Origin of the sequence: Maribacter orientalis (assembly GCF_900109345.1) — a bacterium.
Taxonomy (GTDB): domain Bacteria; phylum Bacteroidota; class Bacteroidia; order Flavobacteriales; family Flavobacteriaceae; genus Maribacter; species Maribacter orientalis.
Genome location: NZ_FNZN01000011.1, coordinates 73524 through 99045, shown reverse-complemented (window position 1 = coordinate 99045; position 25522 = coordinate 73524). Strand labels below are relative to the sequence as shown.

Below are 25522 nucleotides of genomic sequence, written 5' to 3'. Positions count from 1 at the left end.
GGGAAGGCATCATCGGCATTCAAAACACCATCACCGTCAATATCGGTATCGCACACATCTCCAAAAGCATCATTGTCTAAATTAGCCTGATCTGCATTGCTTGTCATAGGGCAATTATCAACATCATCTAAGATACCATCACTATCTTGATCGTAACTAGAACAATCTTTACCACCATCTGTAATGGTCCAACCATAGGTTGTTGCCAATTCATTTCTGCCAGTTTCCCCATAACAATACACACTATTACCACCGCTAAAGGTAATACCAGTAGGTATTTGAGTTTCACCAGCAACTAAAGTACTCCAGCCCAATAATATATTATCATAGTTCTCTGGAGATAAGGTTACTCCAGTAAACATATTGGTAAGACCTCCTCGCCCACGGCGGAAACCATCTATGACACTACTTATATTCCAGGAACCAATATCTTGATTAAAAGAAGTCGCTGCATTAAACATTTCATTCATATTGTTCACTTTGCTTACATCCCAAGAACCAATATCTTGATTAAACGCCGTAGCTCCTTTGAACATATAACTCAAATCTGTGACATTACTCATGTTCCAAGAACCAAGGTCTTGATTAAAAGAAGTTGCACCACCAAACATATTATACATTTGCACAACATTACTCACATTCCAACTACCAATATCACCATTAAATGATGTTGCACCATAGAACATTTCGCTCATATATATTACATTACTTACATCCCAAGAACTAATGTCTTGATTAAAAGATAATGCACCATAGAACATTCTACCCATATTTGTTACATTACTTACATCCCAAGAACTAATGTCTTGATTAAACGCCGTAGCTCCTTTGAACATATAACTCAAATCTGTGACATTACTCATGTTCCAAGAACCAAGGTCTTGATTAAAAGAAGTTGCACCACCAAACATATTATACATTTGCACAACATTACTCACATTCCAACCACCAATATCTTGATTAAATGAAGTTGCATCGCTCAACATATGCGTCATGTGTGTGACATTACTAACGTCCCATCCACCGATATCTCGATTAAACGAAGTTGCCCCAGCCAACATGGCAGTCATGTCGGTTACTAAAGTAAGGTCTGGCGTATCTGTGGAATTATCTTCTAAATTTATACAAGCAAAAAAACTATACGCCATAGAGGTCCATTGCTGTGTACCCCATTGATTAATAGAAAGTATTTTTTGAACATCTCCGTTTTTATTAAAGAATATTCTAGGAAAATCGCCTTTAATTGCCACCGTGTAAGTGCCTGCAGTACCATAATCGTGAGTGATTTTGCCGGTAACTCCAAAATCATCGAAAGTACCATCGTTTTCCCAATCTACATCATAGCTATAACCTGTCCCAGTAGTTGGGATAGTAATAGATGTTGAAGTGGACGTTCCTGGATTATCTGTTTTCCAGGTGGTTATAAAGAAATCTGTGCTACAAAATTTTCCGCCATCTGTAATTGTCCAACCAAAGCTATCAATTAGATACTGACGAGAACCAAGATCATTACAGTAAGTACTATTACCTCCTGAAAAAGTTATATTACTTGGCCTTTTTGTTTCCCCGATGTCAAGAGCCGTCCAACCTATAAGCAAATTAGTATAGTTTACCGTAGATAACTTGACGCCATTGAACATATTAGCCATATTTGTGACGTTGCCAATATCCCAACCTCCAAGATCTTGATTAAAGGAAGTTGCAGTGCTGAACATACCACTTATATCCGTTACACTACTCACATTCCAACTACTTATGTCTTGGTTAAAGGAAGTTGCATTACTGAACATAAGGCTCATATTGGTAACGTTGGCCACGTCCCAAGAACCAATGTTCTGGTTAAATAAATTGGCTCGTGAGAACATTTCGTCCATATTAGTTACTTTACTCACATCCCAACTACCAATATCTTGGTTAAAAGATGTTGCCCCAGTGAACATAAACCTCATATTGGTCACATTACTTACATCCCAATTATCAATGCTTTGGTTAAAAGCTGATGCTCCATGAAACATTTGTTGCATATTAGTAACATTACTCACATCCCAATTATTAATATTACCATTAAAAGCAGTTGCGTTAATAAACATTGCTAACATACTGTTTACCAATGAGGTATCTGGAATATCAGTAGCATTCCCCACTAGATTACTACAGTTAGCGAAACTTTGTTCCATTGAGGTCCATTGTTGCGTACCCCATTGCTCAATAGAAAGTATTTTTTGCTTGTCGCTTGTAAGGCCAAACCTAATATGTGGAAAATCTCCAGAAATTTTAACCGTATAGGTTCCAAAATCTGCAAAGGTATGGGTAGCAGGTGCTGTATACACCGTATTATCTATCGTGCCATCTCCCCAATCCACCGTATAAGCAAAAGTACCAGTACCTGTGGGTATAGTGATTTGGTTAGCTGCCGAAGTGCCCGGGTTGTCGGTTTTCCAGGTGGTGATGAACTCGTCTTGTGCCAGTATGCTCCCAAAATTTAGAAGACATATAACAATAAAAACAAGAAATTTTAATGATTGTTTTTTCATTGGTTTTGATTGGTTATACTATGTTATTTATGAATTTTGTACTAAGAGTAAGCTAGCAACTATTTAAACCCATGATGAAAGGTTTAGTGTTAACTCGTAAAGAATATTGTTATTATTTTTAGCCTTTTTGAGGCTCTGCTATATGTTAAAGAAAGAAGAGCTCGAGAGTATGGGGCGCACTTTGGGCAATAAAATGACATCTAAATATATGGCTCGGATATCAGATGCGATATATACCCAACTATTTATAAAGTCGCGTCTATAAATCAAGACTCTAGGTCTATCCAATTTTACTAGAAATGAAGAAGTTATAGGCATCATAAGATTCTTGTGCATACGAAAAAGCCTCTAAGTAAATTCTAACCTAAAAACAGTATGTACACCCAAATATTGAAAAAGATTATTCGTCTTAAATATTTATGTTGTGAAAACATAACAAACTATGGTCGAAAGCCTCAATTAGAACATATTTGATAACAGAATAAAATTATAATCATCCATTGTTTTCAAAAAAGTGCTTGTTTTACTTATGAAGTATTTTACCCAAAAAAAACCTTTTAAATTCATTGACAACCTTCAGCATTATAAAAACTAAAATGTTGTGTTCCTCTCAAAAACGAACATCGAATTTAAATAGGCACTTATTTTTGCTTTACTGAGAGTTATTTGTATTTAGAAACATACCAATGTTATGTATTATGACAAATAATTGCGTAATTACCCTTCAAGCTGAGTTGTTTATTAACCTAGTGAAATATTGCCTATTGGGTATCAGTTCAAATTGTTATCTTAGGTCATTATAAAACAATTCAATAAGGTTTTACTATGTCCGAAAAACAAAAAAAAGCAACAGCATACTGGAAAGAAAATGTAAAATACTTATTTATTCTTCTCTCAATTTGGTTTGTAGTTTCTTTCGGTGCAGGAATTTTATTTAAAGATGCCTTAGATTCTATTAGAATAGGTGGCTTTAAATTAGGCTTTTGGTTTGCGCAACAAGGATCAATCTATGTTTTTGTAATCCTCATATTTGTCTATGTTCGTTTAATGAACAAACTAGATAAGAAATATGGCTATAACGAATAGACCAATATAAAACCAACCATCAAAAAAACAATAAATGAGTGTTCAAACTTGGACGTATATTTTAGTAGGGCTCACTTTTGCCCTTTACATAGGAATAGCAATTTATTCTCGAGCAGGTTCTACAAAAGATTTTTATGTTGCCGGTGGTGGAGTTTCTCCTCTTGCCAACGGTATGGCAACTGCTGCAGATTGGATGTCGGCCGCATCTTTTATTTCAATGGCAGGTATCATTTCCTTTGCAGGATATGATGGCTCTGTTTACCTAATGGGCTGGACTGGCGGCTATGTACTACTAGCATTATTGTTAGCGCCCTATTTACGTAAATTCGGAAAGTTTACTGTACCCGATTTTATTGGTGATCGCTATTATTCAAAAACAGCACGTATCGTTGCTGTTATTTGTGCCCTTATAGTTTCATTTACCTATGTAGCAGGTCAAATGCGCGGTGTAGGTGTAGTTTTCTCAAGATTTCTTCAAGTGGACATAAACACTGGTGTAATCATTGGGATGGTAATTGTTTTATTCTATGCCGTTTTAGGTGGAATGAAAGGCATAACATACACGCAAGTAGCACAATATTGTGTTCTAATTTTCGCTTTTATGGTACCTGCCATTTTTATTTCGATACAAATGACCGGCAACCCTATTCCTCAACTAGGTATGGGTTCTACTTTAAATGATGGTTCAGGAACTTTTTTATTGGATAAACTAGACGGACTTTCTACTGAACTTGGATTTAACAAGTATACGGACGGTTCAAAATCATTAACCGATGTATTTGCAATTACCTTGGCTTTAATGGTGGGTACTGCAGGCTTACCTCATGTAATTGTTAGATTCTTTACCGTAAAGAAAGTTAAAGATGCACGAAAGTCTGCTGGCTTAGCATTACTGTTAATTGCAATTCTTTATACCACAGCACCCGCAGTCTCTGTATTTGCAAAAACGAACTTGATTAACACGGTTAGCAACGAAGAATATTCTAGTATGCCAGTTTGGTTTAAAAATTGGGAAGAAACCGGATTATTGGCTTTTGACGATAAAAATGCGGATGGTAAAATTCAATATGTAGCAGATAAAGATAAAAACGAGTTGACGATTGACAACGATATTATGGTTTTGGCTAATCCTGAAATTGCTGATTTACCAGCATGGGTCATAGCTTTAGTAGCGGCTGGTGGCCTTGCAGCGGCACTATCAACCGCAGCAGGTCTTTTACTTGTGATTTCTGCATCAGTTTCTCATGATTTAGTAAAGAAAGTATTTAACCCTAACATTTCTGACAAAGCAGAATTATGGGTGGCTAGAGGTGCAGCAACAGTTGCAGTAGCCATTGCTGGTTACTTTGGTATCAATCCGCCAGGTTTTGTGGCCGCTGTAGTAGCATTAGCTTTTGGTTTAGCAGCAGCATCATTTTTTCCGGCTATCGTGCTTGGTATTTTTTATAAAAAAATGAATAAGGAAGGCGCCATTAGTGGAATGGTTGTCGGTATAATTCTGATGCTTTTCTATATGACTAAATTCAAATTTGGTTGGTTTGGCGGCGGTACCGAGGCAGATTGGTGGTTTGGTATTTCACCAGAAGGTTTTGGTAGTATCGCCATGATTGCTAACTTTATTGTAGCAATTATTGTTTTACAATTTACACCAGAACCGCCAGAAGATGTACAAGAAATTGTAGAGAACATTAGAATACCAAGTGGTGCTGGTGAAGCCACCGGGCATTAATTCAAAACAAATCAACTTTTATAAATAGCATAAAGATTTTTATACTTATAGAATTTAAAATTAACGAGTACAATGAGTAATTACCACATCAAACATTTAGAGGAATATTTTCAAGTATATCGTAAATCGGTCCGTAATCCTGAAGCCTTTTGGGAAGAAATTGCCGAAGAGCATTTTGTTTGGCGTAAGCGATGGGACAATGTTTTGAGCTGGGATTTTAAAAAGCCAGAAATAAAATGGTTCGAAGGCGCAAAATTGAACATTACAGAAAACTGTTTAGATCGTCATTTACCAACAAGGGGTACTAAAACTGCCATCATATTTGAGCCCAACAATCCAAAAGAGGAAGCGGTTCATATTACCTATAGACAACTACACGAAAGAGTTTGTCGAATGGCGAATGTATTTTTAGACCACGGGGTAAAAAAAGGTGACCGTGTTTGCATCTATTTACCTATGATACCTGAGCTTGCTGTAGCGCTTTTAGCTTGTGCGAGAATAGGCGCTATACATTCTGTAGTATTTGCAGGATTCTCTTCAAATGCATTATCTACCCGAATCAATGATTCTGATTGTAAAATGGTTATTACTTCCGATGGTTCTTTTAGAGGTACAAAATCAATCGATTTAAAGGGGATTGTTGATAAAGCTCTCGAAGAATGTCCTGGAGTAGAAAATGTTCTTGTTGTGAAACGGACTGGTTCAGAAATTTATATGGAAGCTGGTAGGGATAAATGGTTACAGCCTTTATTGGATGAAGCTTATGCCGATTGTGTTGCAGAGATTATGGATGCTGAAGACCCACTTTTCATTCTATACACATCAGGCTCAACCGGCACACCAAAAGGCATGGTCCACACAACCGCTGGCTACATGGTATATACTGCCTATACGTTCAAAAATGTATTTCAATACACCGAAAATGATGTTTATTGGTGTACCGCCGATATAGGTTGGATTACAGGTCATTCTTATATTGTATACGGGCCACTAGCAAATGGTGCTACTACATTAATGTTTGAAGGCGTACCATCCTATCCAGATTATGGTCGCTTTTGGGATGTTATTCAAAAACATAAAGTAAATCAATTTTATACCGCACCTACCGCTATAAGGGCATTAGCAAAAGAGAATTTAGAATATGTTGAAAAATATGACCTTTCAAGTCTAAAGGTATTAGGCTCGGTAGGCGAACCTATTAATGAGGAAGCATGGCACTGGTATAACAATAACGTAGGCAAGAAAAATAGCCCTATCGTTGATACATGGTGGCAAACGGAAACTGGGGGAATAATGATAACCCCAATACCGTATGTAACACCAACGGCACCTACCTACGCGACATTACCATTTATTGGTATTCAACCAGCACTAATGGATGAGAACGCCAAAGAAATAAAAGGAAATCAAGTTGAAGGTCGACTATGTATAAAATTTCCATGGCCTTCAATCGCCAGAACCATTTGGGGAAATCATGACCGATATAGAGATACTTATTTCTCAGCTTACGAAAACATGTATTTTACGGGTGATGGTGCTCTTAGAGATGCCGTTGGGTATTACCGAATAACAGGTCGTGTTGATGATGTTATTATTGTTTCTGGTCATAACTTAGGTACAGCACCAATTGAAGATTCAATCAATGAACATCCTGCAGTGGCAGAATCAGCAATTGTAGGTTTCCCACATGATGTAAAAGGTAATGCTCTTTACGGATTTGTTATTTTGAAAGAAACCGGTGAAAGTAGAGACCGAGAGAATTTAAAAAGAGAGATTAATCAACAAATTACAGAGCACATAGGACCTATTGCCAAGTTGGATAAAATTCAGTTTGTCTCTGGACTTCCAAAAACCCGTAGTGGTAAAATTATGCGTAGAATTCTTCGTAAAATTGCTAGTAATGACACAAGTAATTTAGGGGATACTAGTACACTTTTAAATCCGGAGATTGTTCAAGAAATTATGGATAATTCTCTGTAAAACTTTATTAGTAGAGCATATCCTTCATTAAATCAAATTTAAAATTGGTTTAATGAAGGATATTTTTTAATTCATTATAATTTTGAAATAGGCCCTTTGGATATTACGAACAGCTAAAATTCAGGCCACAAGTAAAAAGGACCCTATCTTATATAAAATTCGGAACATAAAATTTTAGCTATTGAAGATAAATAAAAGCATAGAAATACCAATAAACTCAAAAATATTCAATTGGTATATGCGTGATTGTTTGCAAACAACGGTCGTGTTTTAAAAGCTAAAAACAATAGCACGGACAACAAGCCACAAAAGCCCAAACCTGCGAAAAGAGCCCATACAGAATCTTCAATAAAACTACCTACGAATATAGATATTGGAATAGATAAGATGGTAGATATGAAACCTGTAATGGCAGCACCTATACCCGCAATGTGGCCAATAGGCTCCATGGCAATCGACCTCATATTCCCCCAAATAAAGCCCAAGCAAAGAAATAATAAAAAAAGAAAAGTTAATAACACCCCTAAACCAGGATCTTCTGAATTCCAGAATACCAAACTATACCCTAAAGCTAGAGTTGTAAACATAACCAAAGCTAAAAATGATAAGTTTCGCATTCCGAAGCGCAATACCAAAGTGCCGTTCATAAGCGTGGAAATACCCACAGAAAATGCTAAACCTGCGAAAACATAAGGGAAGGTTTCGGTTAGTCCATACAAATCTTCAAATACATGTTGAGCAGAACTTAAATACACTAAAAACGATCCCGTAATTAAGCCTGAAATAAGGGTGCATGAAACAGTTTCTTTGTACCTCATTATTTCTTTTGTTCCTGTCATAAAAACAGATAAAGAAAATGGCACCTTAAAAATTGGATTCAAAGTTTCCTCTTGACGTTTCCAAAACCAAATACCTACTACTAATGCGAAAAACAATTGAATATAAAAAATACCTTGCCAGCCCATAATATCTAAAATCGCTTTACCAATTGCAGGTGCAACGATGGGTACCAGTATAAAGAATGCAGTTACGAACGACATAATTTTTGCCATGTAATCTCCTCTATATGTATCACGAATTATAGATATACTAATCGTTCTAGGAGCTGAAAGTCCGACACCCTGCAATACGCGACCTACCAACATAATCTCAAGATTAGGGGCTACTATACAAATAACACTTGCGATTAAAAAAATTATGAATCCAAAGTATACTATTGGTTTTCTACCTAGGCTATCGGAAAGTGGGCCAAAGAATAATTGTCCTACCCCTAAGCCCAAAAATATCATAGTAACCAATAACTGATTTCTAGTAGGGTCAAGGCTATGTATAGATACCCCAATATCAGCTATAGCCGGTAAAATTGCATCAATAGTCAATGCTACTATAGACATTAAAGATGCCATTAGGGCAACAAACTCAAAATTGGGTTTTACCTGTTCACTTTGCATCGTGCAAAAATAAGGTTTAGTATTTCAAGCGATGTTATTTAAACTTGATTTTTAAGTTTTGCGGATATTTGAAATTCAAATATGTATTTTTGAAGCAAAATTAAATGTATGCTAATTATAGGGATAGCTGGTGGAACTGGTTGTGGAAAAACTACCGTAGTAAATCAAATTATCAATGAACTACCTAATGAGGAAGTTGGTGTAATTTCACAAGATTCTTACTATAATGACTTAACTAACTTATCTTTAGAGGAAAGAAGAAAAACCAATTTCGACCATCCAAGTTCTATAGATTTCACCCTTTTAGAACAACATTTAATCGCGCTTAAAAACGGAAAGTCTATAGAACAACCTGTATATTCCTTTCTTGAGTGTAATAGAACAGCGAAAACAATTCTTACCCACCCTACCAAAGTCATAATTGTTGAAGGCATATTGATAATGACCAATTCGGCCATTCGTAAGATGTTCGATATAAAAATATTTGTTCATGCCGATACAGATGAAAGATTGATTAGAAGATTAAAACGAGATGTCAACGAAAGAGGTTGGAATTTAGATGAAACTTTAGAAAAATATCAGTCTATCATTAAACCTATGCATGAGCAATTTATTGAACCAACAAAAGAATATGCCGATATTATAATTCCGAATAACAAATACAATACCGTTGCGGTTGAAATCGTAAGGAGTATAATCAATGAAAAATTAATGCAAGAGTAATGGCATTTAAAGATTTAAAGAAAAATAAATGGTTTAAAATTATGACCAATATGTATGTATTGGTACTTTCTGTTTTTGTAGTTTGGATGCTTTTTTTTGATACCAATTCATTATTAATTCATTTAGAACTAAGAAAGGAAATAAAAAAACTAGAGAAGACACAAGACTTTTTAAAAGAAGAGATTGCCAAAGACAAAATAATTATTGAAAAATTATCAGATGAAGGTGAACTAGAACGATTTGCTCGCGAAGAATACTTTCTAAAGAAAAAGAACGAGGAAATTTATCTAATTGAATATGAAGATAGCTTAAAACAAAAAGATCATGATTAATTTAATATCATTTTAATAAGTTATTACCAATAGATATACTACGCACAAATGTGCTACTTAACTCTTTCATAATTAAAAGTTTAACGCTTTTTTAATGAAATGCCTTTGGTTATTCACCTAGTGTTAACAAAATCCTTTCATTAGCCCCATAAATAATCGTATTTTTACGACCTAACTTACTTTGAATATGGGCAAGATTATTGCTATTGCTAATCAAAAAGGAGGGGTAGGTAAAACTACCACTACGGTAAACTTAGCCGCCTCACTAGGTGTACTTGAAAAAAAAGTATTATTAATTGATGCAGACCCGCAGGCAAATGCCACTTCAGGGTTAGGTATTGATGTAGATAGTGTTGAACTTGGTTCCTATCAGTTATTTGAACACACAAAAAGCGCCAAAGAAACAATTATACAGACAACATCACCAAATGTTGATTTGATTCCCGCACATATTGATCTTGTTGCCATTGAAATTGAATTGGTAGATAAAGATGAGCGTGAATATATGTTGAAGAAGGCCATTATTGATTTAAAGAAAGATTACGATTATATATTGATTGACTGCGCACCTTCATTAGGGTTAATAACATTAAACGCATTAACGGCTGCAGATTCTGTCATTATACCAATACAATGTGAGTATTTCGCACTTGAAGGTTTAGGTAAACTTTTAAACACTATAAAAAGTGTTCAGCGACTACACAATCCTGATTTAGATATTGAAGGTATGTTATTAACCATGTACGACTCTAGATTAAGATTATCTAACCAAGTTGTGGATGAAGTGCGAAAGCATTTTGGAGATATGGTTTTCGATACCGTGATTCAACGAAATGTTCGTTTAAGTGAGGCACCTAGTTATGGAGAAAGTATTATCAAATATGACGCTGCAAGTAAAGGAGCGACTAATTATTTGAATATGGCCGATGAAATAGTCAAAAAAAATAAGCAGACGGTTTAAGTATGGCAAAAGCGACAAAGAAACAAGCTTTAGGAAGAGGGCTTTCGGCACTTTTAAAAGATCCGGAAAATGATATAAAATCTGCAACTGATAAAAATGCAGATAAAGTAGTAGGCAATATTATTGAACTAGATTTAGAACATATTGAGGTCAATCCGTTTCAACCACGTTCTAATTTCAACGATGAATCCATAAAAGAATTAGCCACTTCTATTCGAGAACTTGGTGTAATTCAACCTATTACCGTTCGAAAACTAGGCTTTAATGAATACCAATTAGTTTCCGGAGAAAGAAGATATCGCGCCTCTAAATTATTAGGTTTAGATACGATACCTGCATACATACGTATAGCTAATGATCAGGAATCTTTAGAAATGGCCTTGGTTGAAAATATTCAACGCCAAGATTTAGATCCTATTGAAATTGCATTATCCTACCAACGATTAATTGATGAAATTAATCTTACCCAAGAAAAATTAAGCGAACGTGTTGGTAAAAAGAGGTCTACAATTGCCAATTACCTCCGTTTATTGAAATTGGACCCAATCATACAAACAGGTATGAGAGATGGCTTTTTAAGCATGGGCCACGGTAGAGCCTTGGTTAATATCGATAAAAAACAGGACCAGATTGCTCTTTATGAAAAAATCATCTTTGACAATCTCTCTGTTAGAGATACTGAAAGTGCAGTAAAAGCATATCATTCTGATGATGTAATTACAGAAGAAATAAAAAAACCGGTTCAAAAAGAACCTTCTGTTTTTGTTCGCAAGGGCATTAAAGAATTAACCGATGCTTTATCGGTAAAAGTGGATATAAAATCTACTGATAATGCCAGAGGAAAAATCACTATTCCATTTAAGTCTCAGGAAGAGTTCGACCGTATCAAAAAATTGATAACAGGTGCGTAGTAATTTACTTCTAATCTTTATTCTACTTTTTTTTAACAACTTCTGCTTTTCACAAGAAGAACAAGAGACAGTACCCAAAAATGAAACAGATAGTTTGCAGGTTACGCTGGCTGAACAAGGTATTATTATTCAAGACTCCGTTTCCTTTAAGAAATCTAAAAAAGAATTTAATCCGCTTGCACCTAGTAAAGCAGCATTTTATTCTGCCATTTTACCAGGAATGGGACAGATATACAACAAAAGGTATTGGAAAGCTCCCATAGCATGGGGACTCATTGGAGGTAGTATTTATATGTATACCTTTAACAATGATAACTATCAACGTTTTAGAACTGCTTTTAAGAGCAGACAAGCTGGTTTTACCGACGATGAATTTTATGATTTAAATAATGGTATTATTCCATCCTTAGATAATGATGATCTTGAATACCAACAAGAACGTTTTCAAAGTGATCGTGATCTGTGGTTGGTTGTTGCAATTGGCATGTATGCACTGAATATTGTAGATGCAAATGTAGATGCACACTTAAAGCAATTCAATATTGATGATGATCTTAGTATAGATTTCGAACCTTACTTTGATTTTAATCAAATAACAAACAGTCCGAATTACGGTATGGCCTTAATTATAAAATTTTAAGAATGAGAATTGCACTTTTCGGATACGGAAAAATGGGTCGGATGATAGAGCAGGTTGCCCTAAATAGAGGTCATGAAATCGTTGCCAAAATTGATGAGCATACACAGTATATTGATTTTAATTCTATGGATGTAGCTATAGATTTCAGTATGCCAGAAGCGGCTTACAGTAATATTACAAAGTGCATCGAAAACAACGTTCCAGTTATTTCAGGCACAACCGGTTGGTTAGATAAATATGAAGATGCCGTTGCATTATGCGAAAGTAAAAATGGAGCTTTTATCTACGCATCTAATTTTAGCCTTGGAGTAAACATTTTTTTCGAGTTAAATAATTATTTAGCCAAAATGATGCAGAACTTACCAGAGTACAAAGTCTCATTAGAAGAAATTCATCATACACAAAAGCTAGATGCGCCTAGTGGCACCGCAATTTCTTTGGCTGAAGGAGTCATATCAAACTCTGAATATACCCAATGGAAATTAGATAATGATTCTAATGGCTCATTGCCCATCACCTCAAAAAGAATAGGTAATACTCCGGGTACACATACTGTCACATATGACAATGTTGTAGATAGCATTGAAATAAAACATACCGCACACAATAGAGAAGGATTTGCTTTAGGAGCAGTTACTGCAGCGGAATGGATTATTGGTAAATCCGGTATTTTCTCTATGCGAGATGTGTTAAACCTTGGTTAAAAAACGTAACAATAATTAAACAAAAAGACTGATAGTTTATTGATGTATAAAATAGCATCGAAAAAAATTCATCCTATTTCTATAAAAAACAAAGCTCATGAACGCCACCCAATGGATTCTTTTCATTCTACTTGTACAGGTGATACATTTTTTAGGTACTTGGAAATTATATGTAAAAGCTGGTAGAAAAGCCTGGGAAGCAGCTATACCTGTTTACAATGCTATTGTATTGATGCAGATTATAAATAGACCTAAATGGTGGGTAATTCTACTATTCATCCCAATAATCAACTTATTGATGTTTCCAGTAATTTGGGTTGAAACGATAAGAAGTTTTGGTCGTAATAGCACCTTAGAAACGTGGCTTGTTGTCTTTACCCTTGGCTTTTACATTTATTATGTCAATTATTCGTTAGAGGTCACTTACATACAAGATAGAAGTTTACAGCCTAAAACTGCAATGGGTGAATGGGTCAGTTCTATATTATTTGCAATTGTAGCAGCTACTTTGGTCCATACATATTTCATTCAACCATATGTAATACCAACAGGATCTTTAGAACGTACATTAAGAGTGGGTGATTTTCTTTTTGTAAGTAAATTTCATTACGGCGCAAGAACACCAATGACTACCATTGCAGCACCAATGGTTCATGATACACTTCCAGTTTTAGGAATTCCTTCTTATTTAAAAAAGCCACAACTCCCCTATTTTAGGCTTCCTGGTTTTACCAAAGTCGAGCGAAATGATATTGTTGTTTTTAGCTGGCCCGCGGATACCGTTCGTGTATTCTTCAAAAAAGAGAAAGGGGTGGATAAGCCCATTGACAAAAAATCGAATTATGTTAAGCGTTGTGTGGGGGTTCCAGGCGATTCATTAGAAGTTCGAAATGGTTATGTATTTATTAATGGGAAGCAATTGGAATTACCAGGCAGTGCCAAGCCACAGTTTGACTACAGGGTATATAGTTCTAAAGGTGTCTCCTCAAGAACTCTTGACGCCTTAGGCATTACGGACTTCACCAGAAAATATTTATCTAGTCCCTTAAATCAAGAGCAGGTTAACGGAATACGAAGTTATCTTCTAGGTTACAATCAAGCTGAAAATGGTCAAATAGAACTGTACACAAAAGGTTCTGGCATACCTGCCAATGTCATTTCGAAATATAGATTATCTCTGAAAGAAATTACCGACCGTGAACGCACAGTGCCTTTAACCGCTGATATGGTTAAAACACTTAAAGCTGACCCTAATATAGATTCAGTAATTCAAAATGTAGCCGAAAAAGGACGAAGAGGAGTCAATTTATTTCCTCAAAGTCCTGATTATCCTTGGAATTACAGTCAGATGGGCCCTATATATATTCCAGAAAAAGGGGCTACCGTAGACTTGAATCTTAAAGTTTTACCACTTTACAAAAAGATTATTAGAGAATACGAAAAAAATGAAATTTCCATATCAGGTAATCAGATTCTCATTAACAATAAACCAGCTACTACATATACTTTTAAACAGGATTATTATTGGATGATGGGTGATAACAGAGATCATTCTGAAGATAGTAGAGCGTGGGGTTATGTACCTGAAAATCATATTGTAGGAACTCCAATTTTCATTTGGATGAGTTTCGATAATTTCACTGAAGGCATTAGTAATTGGAGACCTAGATGGGACCGTATCTTTACCACAGTAAACGGAGAAGGTGAGCCACAATCTTACTTCAAATATTTCTTGATTTTATTGGTTGCTTATTTCGTTGGAAACTGGTTTTGGAAAAGAAACAAGTCTAAGAAATAAATTTAGTCACTTAAACTGTAAATCTTAACAGATGAAATTAATTCATCCATCATATTTTCCGAACATTCTTACGTTCAGTTATATTATGCACCATGATATCTGTTGGGAAGTAGAGGATAATTATCAAAAACAGACATTTAGAAACCGAACATACATTTGTACTGACCGAGGTAAACATATTCTAAGTATCCCTATTGTACATGTAGGTAAAGCCAACGGCAGACAAAAATATAAAGATGTTACCTTAGACAACTCGTACCCGTGGCAAAGACAACATTGGCGTACCTTAGAAACAGCCTACAGAACATCACCTTTTTTTGAGTTTTATGAAGATGATATTAAACCATTATACACAGAACCCTTTGAAAGTTTACTAGACTTTAACTTTAAGACGATTAAAACTATTTTCGAGTGTCTTCAGTTAGAAATGCCTCAGACCAAAACAGAAAAGTTTGAAGAAAAACCTGTTGACTACATAGACTTAAGATCTTTGATTAGCGCCAAATTAAAACCCCAATTAGACATAGAACCCTATGTTCAAGTATTTGGTGACCGCAATGGTTTTATACCTAATTTAAGCATCTTGGACTTACTTTTTAATGTTGGCCCAAATACTATAGATTACTTAAAAACACGAATTCATTATACCAACTAATGGTTAGGTTTGTAGCCCATTATGGCATTCATTTTATCGTACCGATTTTTATAGCCTTTTACTTTTACAAGGAAAATCGATTTTGGGTATCGATAATATTATTGTTAGGTATCTTTATAGACTTGGATCATCTATTGGCCAACCCAATGTTCGACCCAAATCGCTGTAGTATTAATTTTCACCCGCTTCACAGCTACTGGGCAATAGTAGTATATATAATTCTCTTTATATTAAAAAAAACAAGAGTAATCGGCTTGGCCTTATTACTACATATACTAGCTGATACCGTAGATTGTTTATTTATTCGGTCGGAATTTTGATAGCTGCCATTATAGGTTCATGGTCAGAAAGATTAATACCATAATTCTTATGAGAAAGTACTTCAAAAGCTGGGTCTACTAAAATATAATCGATTCGAAATGGAAATTTCCAAAAGTTTATAGTCTTACCATAACCCCTACCCTTTTCCAAAAAACTATCCTTTAAATCACCCTTTATAGTAAAATATGAGTTTGAAAATTGAGTATTATTAAAATCACCACAAACAATATTTTTATAAGGGCTATTATTCATATGCTCTCTAACAATAGTAGACTGCTCTTGCTGCTTGGCAAAAGAATGTCGCAATCTTCCAAATAATTTATCTGAACGTTCTCTTTGAATACTTCTTGGTCTAATTTTTAATGACTCTAAATGAAGATTATACATACGAACTGTATCTTTCTTGTATTTTATATCTACAAAAACTGCACTATTTAAAGTTTCTGGAAATTCTAGTATGCCTTTATGTACTATTTTGTATTTAGAGTACACTGCTTGAATAACCTTATTATTATCATATTCAAAATCAACATATTTATAGGGGTATTCTTCAAAATAATGAGACCTAATTTTCCTATTATCAAACTCTTGAAAACAAACAATATCTGGCCGTTCATTTTGAATAAACTTTACTATAGTATCACCGGAGGTACTTTCCCATTCATCCCCTTTACCTCTAAAACCCAAACTATTAAAACTCATAATTGTTATTGAGTCTTCATTATTTATAGTCTTATTAATTGAGTTAAAACCAATAAAAGTACCTAAAGTCAAATAACCATAAACCAAAATTGAAAGGGAGAGTAGAAAATAAAATTTCTTACGTAATACCCAATATATAAAGAATAAGATATTTACAAAAACCAATAAAGGCACTGCTAAACTAACGAATGCCAAACTAGCCGATGACGTATATGGAATTATACATGCCACTAATAAACAAAAAGAGAAAATCATGTTTAATAGCAACATGATTTTTGAGAAAAAAGATTGTTTTTTCATTTTGCTCAGCTCTCTTTACCAGCTTTAAATAAAAAGTCTTTTTCTACTTTAGAAAGGCTTTCATACCCAGACTTACTTATTTTATCAAGTATGGCATCAATCTTTTTTTGATGAGTCTTTTTATCATAATCTACCGCAGAAGATGTGCTGCTACTCGTCTTTTTGTTTTTATAAACAGTTTTCATAGGAGCTTTCTTTTCTGAACCTTTAAATAGATTTGCAATACTGTCCATAAACCTAGAAAATCCAGATCCTATATCATTTCCTTTAAGTAATTGGCTAGCGTATAAATAACCCAAGAAAGCACCTCCTAGGTGTGCCAAATGCCCTCCAGAATTACTTATCGGCAATTGAACTAAATCTAATAAAACAACTGCCGCTCCAACCATCCAAAGTTTTACATTGAAAAAAATAATTCTTACTTCTTGATTCGGCAGATAAGTACATACAAAAATCAGAACTGCGCTTGCTCCTGCAGAAGCTCCTATTAAGTATGCATTAGTATTAAAAAAAGCAGGAAAGATGTTGTAGCCTAAAACGAAAAACAATCCTCCTAATATGACACCGAGTATATAAACGTTCAAAAATCGTTTCGTATCAAATAGATTAAGAAAGATTTTCCCAACAAAATATATCATCAGCATATTCCAAAATAGGTGCCCAATTCCTCCATGAAAAAAAGAATAAGTCACAATCGACCATGGCTGAAATGCAATATCAACGATATCATTTGGCAGCTCAAACCACTGTACAATACTGTTTTTAGGTATACCCAATAGAAAAGGCACCAAAGCATTAATGATAAAAACTAAAACGTTTATCGCAATTAACTTCTCCGCAATATTTAACCTGCTAAACTGATATTTTAAATTGGGTTGAGCCATATCTTAGTTCCACCTATTTTTGTTAAATTGATTTTTTTTCCAATACCACATCATTAAAAATCCGAAAAGCGCTCCTCCAACATGAGCAAAGTGTGCAATTCCTTGTCCAAATAAACTATACCCTGTTACACCAGAGAACAAATCTAATGCAATAAGAACAGGAATAAAGAACTTTGCCTTTATAGGTATTGGAAGAAATATAAGAAAAAGTTCGCTGTTAGGATATGACATACCAAATGCTACCAGTATACCATAAATTGCACCAGAAGCACCCACCACAGGTGTATTGAATGCTCCTAGAAAATTATCGATAGTTGATTTGCCAGCAATGGAATACCATTCTGTATTGTATTGTCCGTTATTAATAATCTCTAAAATGCTACTTTCTGTCAACCCCGAGTCTATCAAGGCGCTCATTCCTGCATTATAATAATAATAGTTGACACCAATATGTATTAAAGCCGCACCTAAACCTGCAGATATATAGAAAAACAAAAACTTATTTCTACCCCACATACGTTCTAATGGTGTGCCAAATGCCCACAATGCGTACATATTAAATAATATGTGCATAAAGCCACCATGCATAAACATGTGCGTTATAATTTGCCAGAGTTGAAAATGCTCATTCTTAGGGAAATATAGCGAAAACCACTCATACATTTGTTCGCCATACATTTGTGTAGCAACAAAGAACAGAACGTTAATTATAAGTAAGTGCTTGATTGTTTCTGTTAGTCTTCCCATTTAAATAAATTTTCGTTCAATATCATTCTCTGTGATTGTCATATATACTTTTTTGTTAAATGGGCTCAAGGTGGTTTCTTTACAGGCAAATAAATCATTTACCAATTTTACTTGAGAAAATTCATCTAATGTTTCACCTGTTTTTACCGATAATGTTTTTGCTAGTGTTTTCGCCAGCATATCGCTTTGCGAAAAACTATCGCCTGGCACCTCTTGTTGAAAATCAGAAATTAATTGCTCCATAATCATTTGTACTTCACTCTCTGCTACTAAAACAGGTACTCCCTTAATTTCTACACCATCATCTGCTACTTCACCAAACACAAAGCCAACGGTACATAAATTCTCTTTTATTTCATTAAGAATACAAATCTCACTTGACGAAAATGACAAAGTAAGTGGAAATAATAATTGCTGGCTAACCGCTTCCTTAATAGTAATATTTTTCAAGAATTTCTCGTAAAGAACTCGTTGATGTGCCCTGCTCTGATTAATAACGACCATACCAGATTTTATCGTCGTTATAATATATTTTTTACGCAATTGAAAAGTAGTAGTCGTATGGTCTACAACTTCTTTACCTTCATCAAAAATACTACTATTTACAACTTCAGACTCAAATTCTAAATTACTATTACCATCTAAAGACACTTCCATGCCAGAGTATAAGTTTTCCCATCCTTCAACCTTAGGCTTAGAATAGTTACTAGTAGAATTACCTTTCGATGTTTTAACCGCTTCAAATGGATTAAACGAAGAATCTACTACAACTTGCGGTATACCTACCTCTTTATTTTTATAGGAGTACGGAGTATCTAAATTCTGGTCTTGTTCAAAATCTAGAGCAGGTGTAACATTAAATTGACCTAAACTATGCTTCACCGTAGACTTGAGCATGGCATATAAGGTATGCTCATCATCAAATTTAACTTCTGTTTTAGTAGGATGTATGTTGATATCTATAGTACCTGGATCAACCTCTAGGTTTAGAAAGTAACCAGGGTGGGTACCAGGGCGAATTAATCCTTCAAAAGCCCCTAAAATAGCATGATGTAAATACGGACTTTTTATAAATCTGTTGTTAGCAAAAAAAAATTGCTCACCCCTACTCTTTTTTGCAAACTCAGGCTTTTGTATGTAACCTGAAATTTTGACAACTTGAGTTTCTTCATCAACAGGAACCAATTTTTCATCAGTTTTTCTTCCAAAAATTTGAACAATACGCTTTCTAAAATTATTGGCCGGCAATTGAAAAACATCACTGCCATTATTATAAAAATTAAATGCTACTTGCGGATGCGCTAAAGAAATTCTATGAAACTCGTCGGTAATGTGCCTAAATTCAACTTGGTCAGATTTTAAGAAATTACGACGGGCCGGTATATTGAAAAATAGATTTTTTACCAACATTGAAGTCCCTTTAGGAGCTACAACAACTTCTTGCGCAATAACTTTACTTCCCTCCATTTTTATTCGTGTGCCAACCTCATCCTCTTCAGTTTTGGTAAGCATTTCAACATGAGCAATTGCTGCTATGGAAGCCAAAGCCTCACCTCTAAAGCCTTTGGTATGTAAATTAAATAAGTCTTCTGCCTTTTGAATTTTAGAGGTTGCATGTCGTTCAAAACTTAACCTCGCATCGGTACCGCTCATACCTTTGCCATTGTCGACAATTTGAATCAAGGTTTTACCGCCATCCTTTACTATTAGTTGTATTTCGGTTGCGCCGGCATCAATAGCATTTTCCAATAATTCTTTTACTACAGAAGATGGACGCTGAACGACTTCACCTGCAGCAATTTGATTTGCAACATGGTCAGGTAATAATCTGATAATATCGGCCATTATGAAGAATAGAATATTGAAAGGTCAAAATCAATTATATAGAGGAAAATAAGCAGTAAAATAGCTAAAATAACTAGCATCCTAATCTTCAGATTACGATCCCCTTTTCTTTTAGCATCTTCTAAAGCACGATTGATTTTTCTTTTTAATCCTCGAGATGTATCTAAAGTACTACGAAATTGGTCAAATTTGGGTTCCATCTTAAAAGGATTTCCTTTACCCTTACCATCATAATATCTAGGATTATAGTCGAATTTCCTATTTTTTCGTAACCGTGTTATTTTACTCAACATCCCCATATCACCAAAGTTACTTAAAATAGAAAAACAGGGCATATAAGGAATGCCAAAATTTGTTAACAGCTGCAGTATACCTTTACTAAAGTTAGGTTCTACAAAGAATTAGAAAGAAAATTGGTATTTACTATTTACCTAGAACGGCCATTTTAATTGCAGCAATTGCAGCCTCAGTGCCTTTGTTACCATGTTTACCTCCACTACGATCAATCGATTGTTGAATATTATTATCTGTAAGTACACAGAATATTACAGGAACATTCATGGTTACATTTAAATCTTTAATGCCTTGAGCTGTGGCCTCACATACAAAATCAAAATGCTTTGTCTCCCCTTGTATTACACTACCAATAGCAATAACTGCATCGACTTTCTGTGTCTCGATCATTTTCTTTGAACCATAAGTCAGTTCAAAACTACCTGGCACATTCCATCTTATAATATCAGTTTTCACTGCACCACAATCTATTAAAGTTTTTAATGCTCCAGAAAATAACCCTTCAGTAATTTCAGAATTCCACTCAGAAACAACAATCCCAAACCGAAGTCCGTTCGCGTTTGGGATTGTTGTTTTATCATAAACTGATAAATTTTTATTTATTGTTGCCATTATTCACCACTTTTAGCCATTCCTATAAAAGCGTTTATAGAATTTGCATTTTCTGATTTTGGAAACTCACTTTTAATTCTTTCAAAAAATCCTAAAGCTTTACTTTTATCTCCCATTTCTAAAGCAGTCACACCCGCTTTGTACAAAAATTTCGGAGTTGTATATTCATTATTACTATGGGCAATTGCAGCTTCATAATAGCCTAAAGCATCAGAAGGCTGGTCTAATTGCATAAATGCATCACCTAAACCACCTTTAGCCAAAGCGCCTAAAATAGCATCTTCTGAACTAAAATCTTCTAAATACGTTATTGCTTCTTGATAATTGTTCATATTCAAATAAGACATACCTGCACAGTAATTCGCTAAATTTGCCGCCTGAGTACCACTATATTCTTCAATGATATCTAAAAAGCCATATTTACCGTCAGCACCTTCTAAAGCCAATGTAAACAAAGAATCTTTAGCCGTTGTACTTGCCAAAGCTTGGTCAAAATATTGTTGTGGATAGTACATTTCATTTGCAGCGCTAGTCTCTTTAGGTTTTACAACAAATTGGTTGTAAGCCAAATAACCTAAACCACATATCGCTATTACCACAATAGCACTTAATATATAGTTCTGATTTTTTGAAACCCACTCTTCTGATCTAGAAGCTCCTTCATCTAAAGAACTAAAAACCTCAGCGGTTGTACTTTCTTGTTCTTCAAATTCTTGCTTTTCAGCTTTGGTTTCAGGTTTATATCCTCTTTTCTTATATGTAGCCATCTCTAAATTTATTGGTCGCGCAAAAATAAAGGTTTTATTGAAATCCTATAGTGTATTTATTCGTTATTTTTGGATATTTTAAGGTAGTTTTCATCCTTCCAAATCCAAAATTCAAGAAATTTAATGCTGCTGAGACAACTATCATTGATCAATTACAAAAATTTTGAGTCTAAAGAACTTGTATTCGATTCTAAAATAAATTGTTTTGTTGGCGATAATGGCATAGGCAAAACCAATATTCTAGATGCTATTTATCATCTTTCTTTTGGAAAAAGCTACTTTAATCCTATTTCTTCTCAAAATATTCGTCATGGATCCGACTTCTTTGTAATTGACGGAACCTTCGAAAAAGATAACCGAGAAGAAAAAATTGTATGCAGTTTAAAAAGAAATAATAAAAAAATAATTAAAAGAAACGGAAAAGCATACGAGCGTTTTGCAGACCATATAGGTTTACTACCATTAGTGATTATTTCCCCTGCAGATCGTGATCTAATAATTGAGGGCAGTGATACACGTCGCAAATTTATTGATGGTGTTATCTCTCAATCCGACAAAAAATATTTACAGCAACTTATCAACTACAACAAGGTAATATCACAAAGAAATGCACTTTTAAAATATTTTGCTGCTAACCGCACCTTTAACAAAGATACTTTAGCGGTTTACAATGAACAATTACGTACCTACGGCACTGAAATATTCAATAAAAGAACTTCTTTTTTAGAAGCATTTATTCCGATTTTTCAGGAACAATATAAAGCCATTACCGGTAATACTGAAAAAGTATCACTTAGCTACGATAGTAAATTACTGCATGACGACCTACTGACTTTACTAAACAAAAACCTAGATAAGGATCGTGCATTACAATACACCAGTGTTGGCATTCATAAAGACGACCTTAATTTCGAAATAAGTGAATTTCCTATTAAAAAATTTGGTAGTCAAGGTCAACAAAAATCATTTCTGATAGCCCTTAAATTCGCGCAATTCCATTTTATGAAATCGCAAAGTGGCACAACTCCAATTTTAATTTTAGATGATATTTTCGATAAATTAGATGAACATCGTGTATCGCATATTATTACTTTAGTAAATGACGAGAACTTTGGTCAGATTTTCTTAAGTGATACCCATGCAGAACGGACAGAGAGTGTGGTAAAAAAAATTCACCAGTCATATAAAATATTCAAACTATACTAATGAAACAACTTTTTTTATTTTGTACTTTATTATGTATCTCATGTGTCTCAAAAGTTAACCAAGAGCAATTACATCTTTTAAATGGTTACTGGGAAATAAAAGAGGTTACCTTTAAGGATGGAACCAAAAAAGAGTATTCGGTAAATACCACAGTCGATTACATTAGTTTAGATTCTTTAAAGGGCTTTAGAAAAAAAATGAGTCCTAAATTCAATGGTACATTCGAAACATCTAATGACGCCGAACCAATACTAATTCGGATTGCTAATGATTCTGTCTTTATGAATTACACCACCGAACTTAATACTTGGGAAGAAGTTTTAATCTCTCTTTCAGAAAAAAGTTTCTCGGTAAAAAACGACCAAGGTATTACCTATACATATGAACGATTTGAACCTATTAATATAAACCCATAATGGCAAGGCAAGACAACGAAAATACATCTATGAAAAACGCCCTTTCTGCATTTATTCAAAAGAATAAATTAGAAAAGGGAATGGACAAAGTAGATGCACGAGAGGCATGGGTAAGGCTAATGGGGAATGGGGTAAATAATTACACGACTGAAATTGAATTACGTTTCGACACCCTTTATGTTTCACTATCCTCTTCGGTTTTAAGAGAAGAATTAAGCTTAGGAAAATCGAAAATAATTCGAATGATCAATGAAGAAATAGGTAAAGAACTAGTGAAAAAAATAATACTCCGTTAACTGATGGTTGAAGGAAAATAAAAAAGCCAGTTCTTTCGAACTGGCTTTTTAAAAATTATTTTTCTGATCTAGTAAATTTCTCTTCCAGCAAAATGAAAAGACCCCTCAAGTGCAGCATTCTCATCGCTATCTGAACCATGTACTGCATTCTCACCAATACTAGTAGCGAACATTTTGCGAATAGTACCTTCAGCTGCATCTGCAGGATTAGTAGCACCTATCAATGCTCTAAAATCTTCAACAGCGTTTTCCTTTTCCAAAATAGCAGAAACTATTGGTCCTCTTGTCATAAACTCAACCAACTCACCAAAGAAAGGACGCTCTCTATGAACACCGTAAAATTCTTGTGCATCTCTTAAGCTAAGTTGTGTATATTTCATAGCTACTATTTTAAAACCAGCAGCTGTAATTTTTTCTAATATTGCCCCGATATGTCCATTCTCAACGGCATCTGGCTTAATCATAGTAAACGTTCTATTCGTACTCATATCTTAATTTTTGCGCAAAAATACGTTTTTCCACAAAACTCACAACTATTCATAGTTTTGTTCTAACTTTTGTAAGACCATACCATGGTCGCCAATTATCTTAAAATCAACCTTTTTAGAACTAAAATCGAACTCTAGAGTTCCGAAACTTTCCGTAAAAACAACATTCCCTACCCTGTATGGATTAGGCTCTCCTGTAAATCCTTTGTAAGCATGTGTGAGTCCACTACTCGTAAAATCGATTAATGGATAGTTCATGCCATCTATTTGTTTTTGTGAAAACTCAGAGATATGACGATCTCCAGATAATATCACAACTCCTTTAGCCTTTGAACTTGAAATTAATTTTTCTAAACGGTCTACCTCATGAGGAAAATTACCCCATGCCTCAAAACCATGTTCATTAGATAAAAATTGAACACTGCTTACAATAATATTAAAATCTGAATTAGATTGGTTCAATTGCTTTTCTAACCAAGCCCACTGAATTTCTCCAAGTACAGTACCCACACCATATTCATTTGGTTTTACTCTTTTATCTGTTTCAGTATCTAGTGTTATAGACGTTCTAAAATATCTGGTATCTAGAACTATTATATTAATACTGCCCTTCTCTAAATCATATTTCTTTGAACTATAGACTCCCTCTTGTTTCCTTAACGGACTATCCATTGGAACGTTCATGAAATTCAAAAACTCTTGTTGACTTTCTACCTTAGCCTCGAATTCTACACCACCGTCATTAAGTCCGTAATCATGATCATCCCAAGTGCCGATGATTTCTACATTTTCAATTAGTTTTTTATACTCTTTATTCTTTTTTTGCGTAGTATATATTGTTCTCAACGCTTCCATATCGTCGGTATCTGCGTAAATGTTATCTCCGCCCCAAACCCAAACATCAGGTTGAGTATTTAAAATATCGTCCCATAATAAATTTGGTAAATCAGTTCTGTTACAAGAACCAAAAGCAAGAACAAAATCAATCTTGTCTAGCTTGTTAACTGTTACTTTTTTATTGGTGGAGCAAGACAGTAATAGAATTGAAAAAATAGAAATTAAGAAAATTTTCATGGCTATCAATTAAGTCTGAGTAAAATTAAGTTTTTCGATTTAAAGCCTATATTATTAAATTGTATC

At 34.5% G+C, this 25522-nt stretch carries 26 protein-coding genes; 15 read left to right on the top strand and 11 right to left on the bottom strand.

Translation table 11 applies throughout. The features are described 5' to 3' along the window. Positions 1 to 2534 (bottom strand): BspA family leucine-rich repeat surface protein (locus tag BMY56_RS17190; protein WP_091627143.1); only part of this gene is annotated, 2534 nt, incomplete at its 3' end. Between the two features lie 825 nt (positions 2535 to 3359). Between BMY56_RS17190 and BMY56_RS17185 the strand changes: the two genes are divergently transcribed. From BMY56_RS17185 to acs, 3 genes are all read left to right on the top strand, one after another. After that, the gene (locus tag BMY56_RS17185) at positions 3360 to 3620 is read left to right on the top strand and encodes a DUF4212 domain-containing protein (RefSeq protein WP_091627141.1); all 261 of its coding nucleotides are present in this window, start codon (positions 3360 to 3362) and stop codon (positions 3618 to 3620) included. Between the two features lie 34 nt (positions 3621 to 3654). Continuing rightward, complete coding sequence (locus BMY56_RS17180; RefSeq protein ID WP_091627138.1) at positions 3655 to 5349, top strand: sodium:solute symporter family protein; 1695 nt, start codon at positions 3655 to 3657, stop codon at positions 5347 to 5349. Between the two features lie 72 nt (positions 5350 to 5421). Beyond that, positions 5422 to 7329 carry an acetate--CoA ligase gene (gene acs, locus BMY56_RS17175; RefSeq protein ID WP_091627136.1) on the top strand — a complete coding sequence of 636 codons (1908 nt, stop codon included), beginning with the start codon at positions 5422 to 5424 and terminating at the stop codon, positions 7327 to 7329. Positions 7330 to 7556: 227 nt separating this feature from the next. Here the strand turns inward: acs and BMY56_RS17170 are convergent, their stop codons facing one another. Continuing rightward, the gene (locus BMY56_RS17170) at positions 7557 to 8780 is read right to left on the bottom strand and encodes a multidrug effflux MFS transporter (RefSeq protein WP_091627133.1); all 1224 of its coding nucleotides are present in this window, start codon (positions 8778 to 8780) and stop codon (positions 7557 to 7559) included. A 108-nt stretch (positions 8781 to 8888) separates the two neighbouring features. Between BMY56_RS17170 and udk the strand changes: the two genes are divergently transcribed. From udk to BMY56_RS18945, 9 genes are all read left to right on the top strand, one after another. Next, positions 8889 to 9503 carry a uridine kinase gene (gene udk / locus BMY56_RS17165; RefSeq protein ID WP_091627130.1) on the top strand — a complete coding sequence of 205 codons (615 nt, stop codon included), beginning with the start codon at positions 8889 to 8891 and terminating at the stop codon, positions 9501 to 9503. Continuing rightward, complete coding sequence (locus BMY56_RS17160) at positions 9503 to 9835, top strand: FtsB family cell division protein (protein WP_091627127.1); 333 nt, start codon at positions 9503 to 9505, stop codon at positions 9833 to 9835. Before udk ends, BMY56_RS17160 begins: the two co-directional genes overlap by 1 nt. Before the next feature lie 187 nt (positions 9836 to 10022). After that, positions 10023 to 10796 carry a ParA family protein gene (locus BMY56_RS17155; protein WP_091627124.1) on the top strand — a complete coding sequence of 258 codons (774 nt, stop codon included), beginning with the start codon at positions 10023 to 10025 and terminating at the stop codon, positions 10794 to 10796. Positions 10797 to 10798: 2 nt separating this feature from the next. Further along, positions 10799 to 11707, top strand: a complete 909-nt coding sequence (locus BMY56_RS17150; protein WP_091627122.1) for a ParB/RepB/Spo0J family partition protein — start codon at positions 10799 to 10801, stop codon at positions 11705 to 11707. Continuing rightward, the gene (locus tag BMY56_RS17145; RefSeq protein ID WP_091627119.1) at positions 11700 to 12347 is read left to right on the top strand and encodes a DUF5683 domain-containing protein; all 648 of its coding nucleotides are present in this window, start codon (positions 11700 to 11702) and stop codon (positions 12345 to 12347) included. The genes BMY56_RS17150 and BMY56_RS17145 overlap by 8 nt, the downstream gene beginning before the upstream one ends. A gap of 2 nt (positions 12348 to 12349) precedes the next feature. Then, the gene (dapB, locus tag BMY56_RS17140) at positions 12350 to 13051 is read left to right on the top strand and encodes a 4-hydroxy-tetrahydrodipicolinate reductase (RefSeq protein WP_091627116.1); all 702 of its coding nucleotides are present in this window, start codon (positions 12350 to 12352) and stop codon (positions 13049 to 13051) included. 97 nt (positions 13052 to 13148) lie between these two features. Further along, positions 13149 to 14849, top strand: coding sequence for a signal peptidase I (gene lepB / locus BMY56_RS17135; protein ID WP_091627114.1), 1701 nt, complete (start codon positions 13149 to 13151; stop codon positions 14847 to 14849). A gap of 31 nt (positions 14850 to 14880) precedes the next feature. Then, positions 14881 to 15504, top strand: coding sequence for a WbqC family protein (locus tag BMY56_RS17130; RefSeq protein ID WP_091627111.1), 624 nt, complete (start codon positions 14881 to 14883; stop codon positions 15502 to 15504). Then, positions 15504 to 15824: a DUF6122 family protein gene (locus BMY56_RS18945; protein ID WP_091627108.1), complete on the top strand. Its 321-nt coding sequence runs from the start codon at positions 15504 to 15506 to the stop codon at positions 15822 to 15824. The genes BMY56_RS17130 and BMY56_RS18945 overlap by 1 nt, the downstream gene beginning before the upstream one ends. Here the strand turns inward: BMY56_RS18945 and BMY56_RS17120 are convergent. The 7 genes from BMY56_RS17120 to BMY56_RS17090 form a co-directional block, all read right to left on the bottom strand. After that, complete coding sequence (locus BMY56_RS17120; RefSeq protein ID WP_091627104.1) at positions 15805 to 16827, bottom strand: endonuclease/exonuclease/phosphatase family protein; 1023 nt, start codon at positions 16825 to 16827, stop codon at positions 15805 to 15807. The genes BMY56_RS18945 and BMY56_RS17120 overlap by 20 nt on opposite strands. A gap of 5 nt (positions 16828 to 16832) precedes the next feature. Beyond that, positions 16833 to 17711 carry a rhomboid family intramembrane serine protease gene (locus tag BMY56_RS17115; RefSeq protein ID WP_091627101.1) on the bottom strand — a complete coding sequence of 293 codons (879 nt, stop codon included), beginning with the start codon at positions 17709 to 17711 and terminating at the stop codon, positions 16833 to 16835. 3 nt (positions 17712 to 17714) lie between these two features. Continuing rightward, positions 17715 to 18458 carry a rhomboid family intramembrane serine protease gene (locus BMY56_RS17110; protein ID WP_091627098.1) on the bottom strand — a complete coding sequence of 248 codons (744 nt, stop codon included), beginning with the start codon at positions 18456 to 18458 and terminating at the stop codon, positions 17715 to 17717. Next, a complete protein-coding gene (gene mutL / locus BMY56_RS17105; protein ID WP_091627095.1) occupies positions 18459 to 20303 on the bottom strand; it encodes a DNA mismatch repair endonuclease MutL in 1845 nt (614 codons plus the stop codon). Beyond that, a complete protein-coding gene (locus tag BMY56_RS17100) occupies positions 20303 to 20638 on the bottom strand; it encodes a riboflavin synthase subunit beta (protein ID WP_245737271.1) in 336 nt (111 codons plus the stop codon). The genes mutL and BMY56_RS17100 overlap by 1 nt, the downstream gene beginning before the upstream one ends. A gap of 88 nt (positions 20639 to 20726) precedes the next feature. Continuing rightward, positions 20727 to 21209 (bottom strand): 6,7-dimethyl-8-ribityllumazine synthase, encoded by a 483-nt coding sequence (gene ribH / locus BMY56_RS17095; RefSeq protein WP_091627092.1) that lies wholly within the window; start codon positions 21207 to 21209, stop codon positions 20727 to 20729. Beyond that, positions 21209 to 21976, bottom strand: a complete 768-nt coding sequence (locus BMY56_RS17090; protein WP_091627089.1) for a tetratricopeptide repeat protein — start codon at positions 21974 to 21976, stop codon at positions 21209 to 21211. The genes ribH and BMY56_RS17090 overlap by 1 nt, the downstream gene beginning before the upstream one ends. A gap of 123 nt (positions 21977 to 22099) precedes the next feature. Here BMY56_RS17090 and recF point away from each other — a divergent pair, with 123 nt between their 5' ends. From recF to BMY56_RS17075, 3 genes are read left to right on the top strand one after another with little or no spacing between them, the layout of a single operon-like run. Continuing rightward, a complete protein-coding gene (gene recF / locus BMY56_RS17085) occupies positions 22100 to 23182 on the top strand; it encodes a DNA replication/repair protein RecF (protein WP_091627086.1) in 1083 nt (360 codons plus the stop codon). Continuing rightward, positions 23182 to 23598: a hypothetical protein gene (locus BMY56_RS17080; protein ID WP_091627084.1), complete on the top strand. Its 417-nt coding sequence runs from the start codon at positions 23182 to 23184 to the stop codon at positions 23596 to 23598. The genes recF and BMY56_RS17080 overlap by 1 nt, the downstream gene beginning before the upstream one ends. Continuing rightward, positions 23598 to 23894 carry a DciA family protein gene (locus BMY56_RS17075; RefSeq protein WP_091627080.1) on the top strand — a complete coding sequence of 99 codons (297 nt, stop codon included), beginning with the start codon at positions 23598 to 23600 and terminating at the stop codon, positions 23892 to 23894. Before BMY56_RS17080 ends, BMY56_RS17075 begins: the two co-directional genes overlap by 1 nt. Positions 23895 to 23962: 68 nt before the next feature. Here the strand turns inward: BMY56_RS17075 and BMY56_RS17070 are convergent, their stop codons facing one another. Next, positions 23963 to 24382: a nucleoside-diphosphate kinase gene (locus tag BMY56_RS17070; protein ID WP_091627078.1), complete on the bottom strand. Its 420-nt coding sequence runs from the start codon at positions 24380 to 24382 to the stop codon at positions 23963 to 23965. 45 nt (positions 24383 to 24427) lie between these two features. After that, complete coding sequence (locus BMY56_RS17065) at positions 24428 to 25456, bottom strand: alkaline phosphatase D family protein (protein ID WP_091627075.1); 1029 nt, start codon at positions 25454 to 25456, stop codon at positions 24428 to 24430. Between the last annotated feature and the right edge of the window lie 66 nt (positions 25457 to 25522).

Bases quoted from the DNA above. Each gene is read 5' to 3' on its own strand.
- BMY56_RS17090 (WP_091627089.1), bottom strand. From the start codon at position 21,976: ATGGCTACATATAAGAAAAGAGGATATAAACCTGAAACCAAAGCTGAA.
- BMY56_RS17110 (WP_091627098.1), bottom strand. From the start codon at position 18,458: ATGGGAAGACTAACAGAAACAATCAAGCACTTACTTATAATTAACGTT.
- BMY56_RS18945 (WP_091627108.1), top strand. From the start codon at position 15,504: ATGGTTAGGTTTGTAGCCCATTATGGCATTCATTTTATCGTACCGATT.
- BMY56_RS17115 (WP_091627101.1), bottom strand. From the start codon at position 17,711: ATGGCTCAACCCAATTTAAAATATCAGTTTAGCAGGTTAAATATTGCG.
- BMY56_RS17120 (WP_091627104.1), bottom strand. From the start codon at position 16,827: ATGAAAAAACAATCTTTTTTCTCAAAAATCATGTTGCTATTAAACATG.
- dapB (WP_091627116.1), top strand. From the start codon at position 12,350: ATGAGAATTGCACTTTTCGGATACGGAAAAATGGGTCGGATGATAGAG.
- BMY56_RS17155 (WP_091627124.1), top strand. From the start codon at position 10,023: ATGGGCAAGATTATTGCTATTGCTAATCAAAAAGGAGGGGTAGGTAAA.
- BMY56_RS17070 (WP_091627078.1), bottom strand. From the start codon at position 24,382: ATGAGTACGAATAGAACGTTTACTATGATTAAGCCAGATGCCGTTGAG.
- BMY56_RS17160 (WP_091627127.1), top strand. From the start codon at position 9,503: ATGGCATTTAAAGATTTAAAGAAAAATAAATGGTTTAAAATTATGACC.
- udk (WP_091627130.1), top strand. From the start codon at position 8,889: ATGCTAATTATAGGGATAGCTGGTGGAACTGGTTGTGGAAAAACTACC.
- BMY56_RS17170 (WP_091627133.1), bottom strand. From the start codon at position 8,780: ATGCAAAGTGAACAGGTAAAACCCAATTTTGAGTTTGTTGCCCTAATG.
- BMY56_RS17065 (WP_091627075.1), bottom strand. From the start codon at position 25,456: ATGAAAATTTTCTTAATTTCTATTTTTTCAATTCTATTACTGTCTTGC.
- BMY56_RS17075 (WP_091627080.1), top strand. From the start codon at position 23,598: ATGGCAAGGCAAGACAACGAAAATACATCTATGAAAAACGCCCTTTCT.
- BMY56_RS17180 (WP_091627138.1), top strand. From the start codon at position 3,655: ATGAGTGTTCAAACTTGGACGTATATTTTAGTAGGGCTCACTTTTGCC.
- BMY56_RS17080 (WP_091627084.1), top strand. From the start codon at position 23,182: ATGAAACAACTTTTTTTATTTTGTACTTTATTATGTATCTCATGTGTC.
- mutL (WP_091627095.1), bottom strand. From the start codon at position 20,303: ATGGCCGATATTATCAGATTATTACCTGACCATGTTGCAAATCAAATT.
- BMY56_RS17150 (WP_091627122.1), top strand. From the start codon at position 10,799: ATGGCAAAAGCGACAAAGAAACAAGCTTTAGGAAGAGGGCTTTCGGCA.
- acs (WP_091627136.1), top strand. From the start codon at position 5,422: ATGAGTAATTACCACATCAAACATTTAGAGGAATATTTTCAAGTATAT.
- lepB (WP_091627114.1), top strand. From the start codon at position 13,149: ATGAACGCCACCCAATGGATTCTTTTCATTCTACTTGTACAGGTGATA.
- BMY56_RS17185 (WP_091627141.1), top strand. From the start codon at position 3,360: ATGTCCGAAAAACAAAAAAAAGCAACAGCATACTGGAAAGAAAATGTA.
- ribH (WP_091627092.1), bottom strand. From the start codon at position 21,209: ATGGCAACAATAAATAAAAATTTATCAGTTTATGATAAAACAACAATC.
- recF (WP_091627086.1), top strand. From the start codon at position 22,100: ATGCTGCTGAGACAACTATCATTGATCAATTACAAAAATTTTGAGTCT.
- BMY56_RS17130 (WP_091627111.1), top strand. From the start codon at position 14,881: ATGAAATTAATTCATCCATCATATTTTCCGAACATTCTTACGTTCAGT.
- BMY56_RS17100 (WP_245737271.1), bottom strand. From the start codon at position 20,638: ATGCCCTGTTTTTCTATTTTAAGTAACTTTGGTGATATGGGGATGTTG.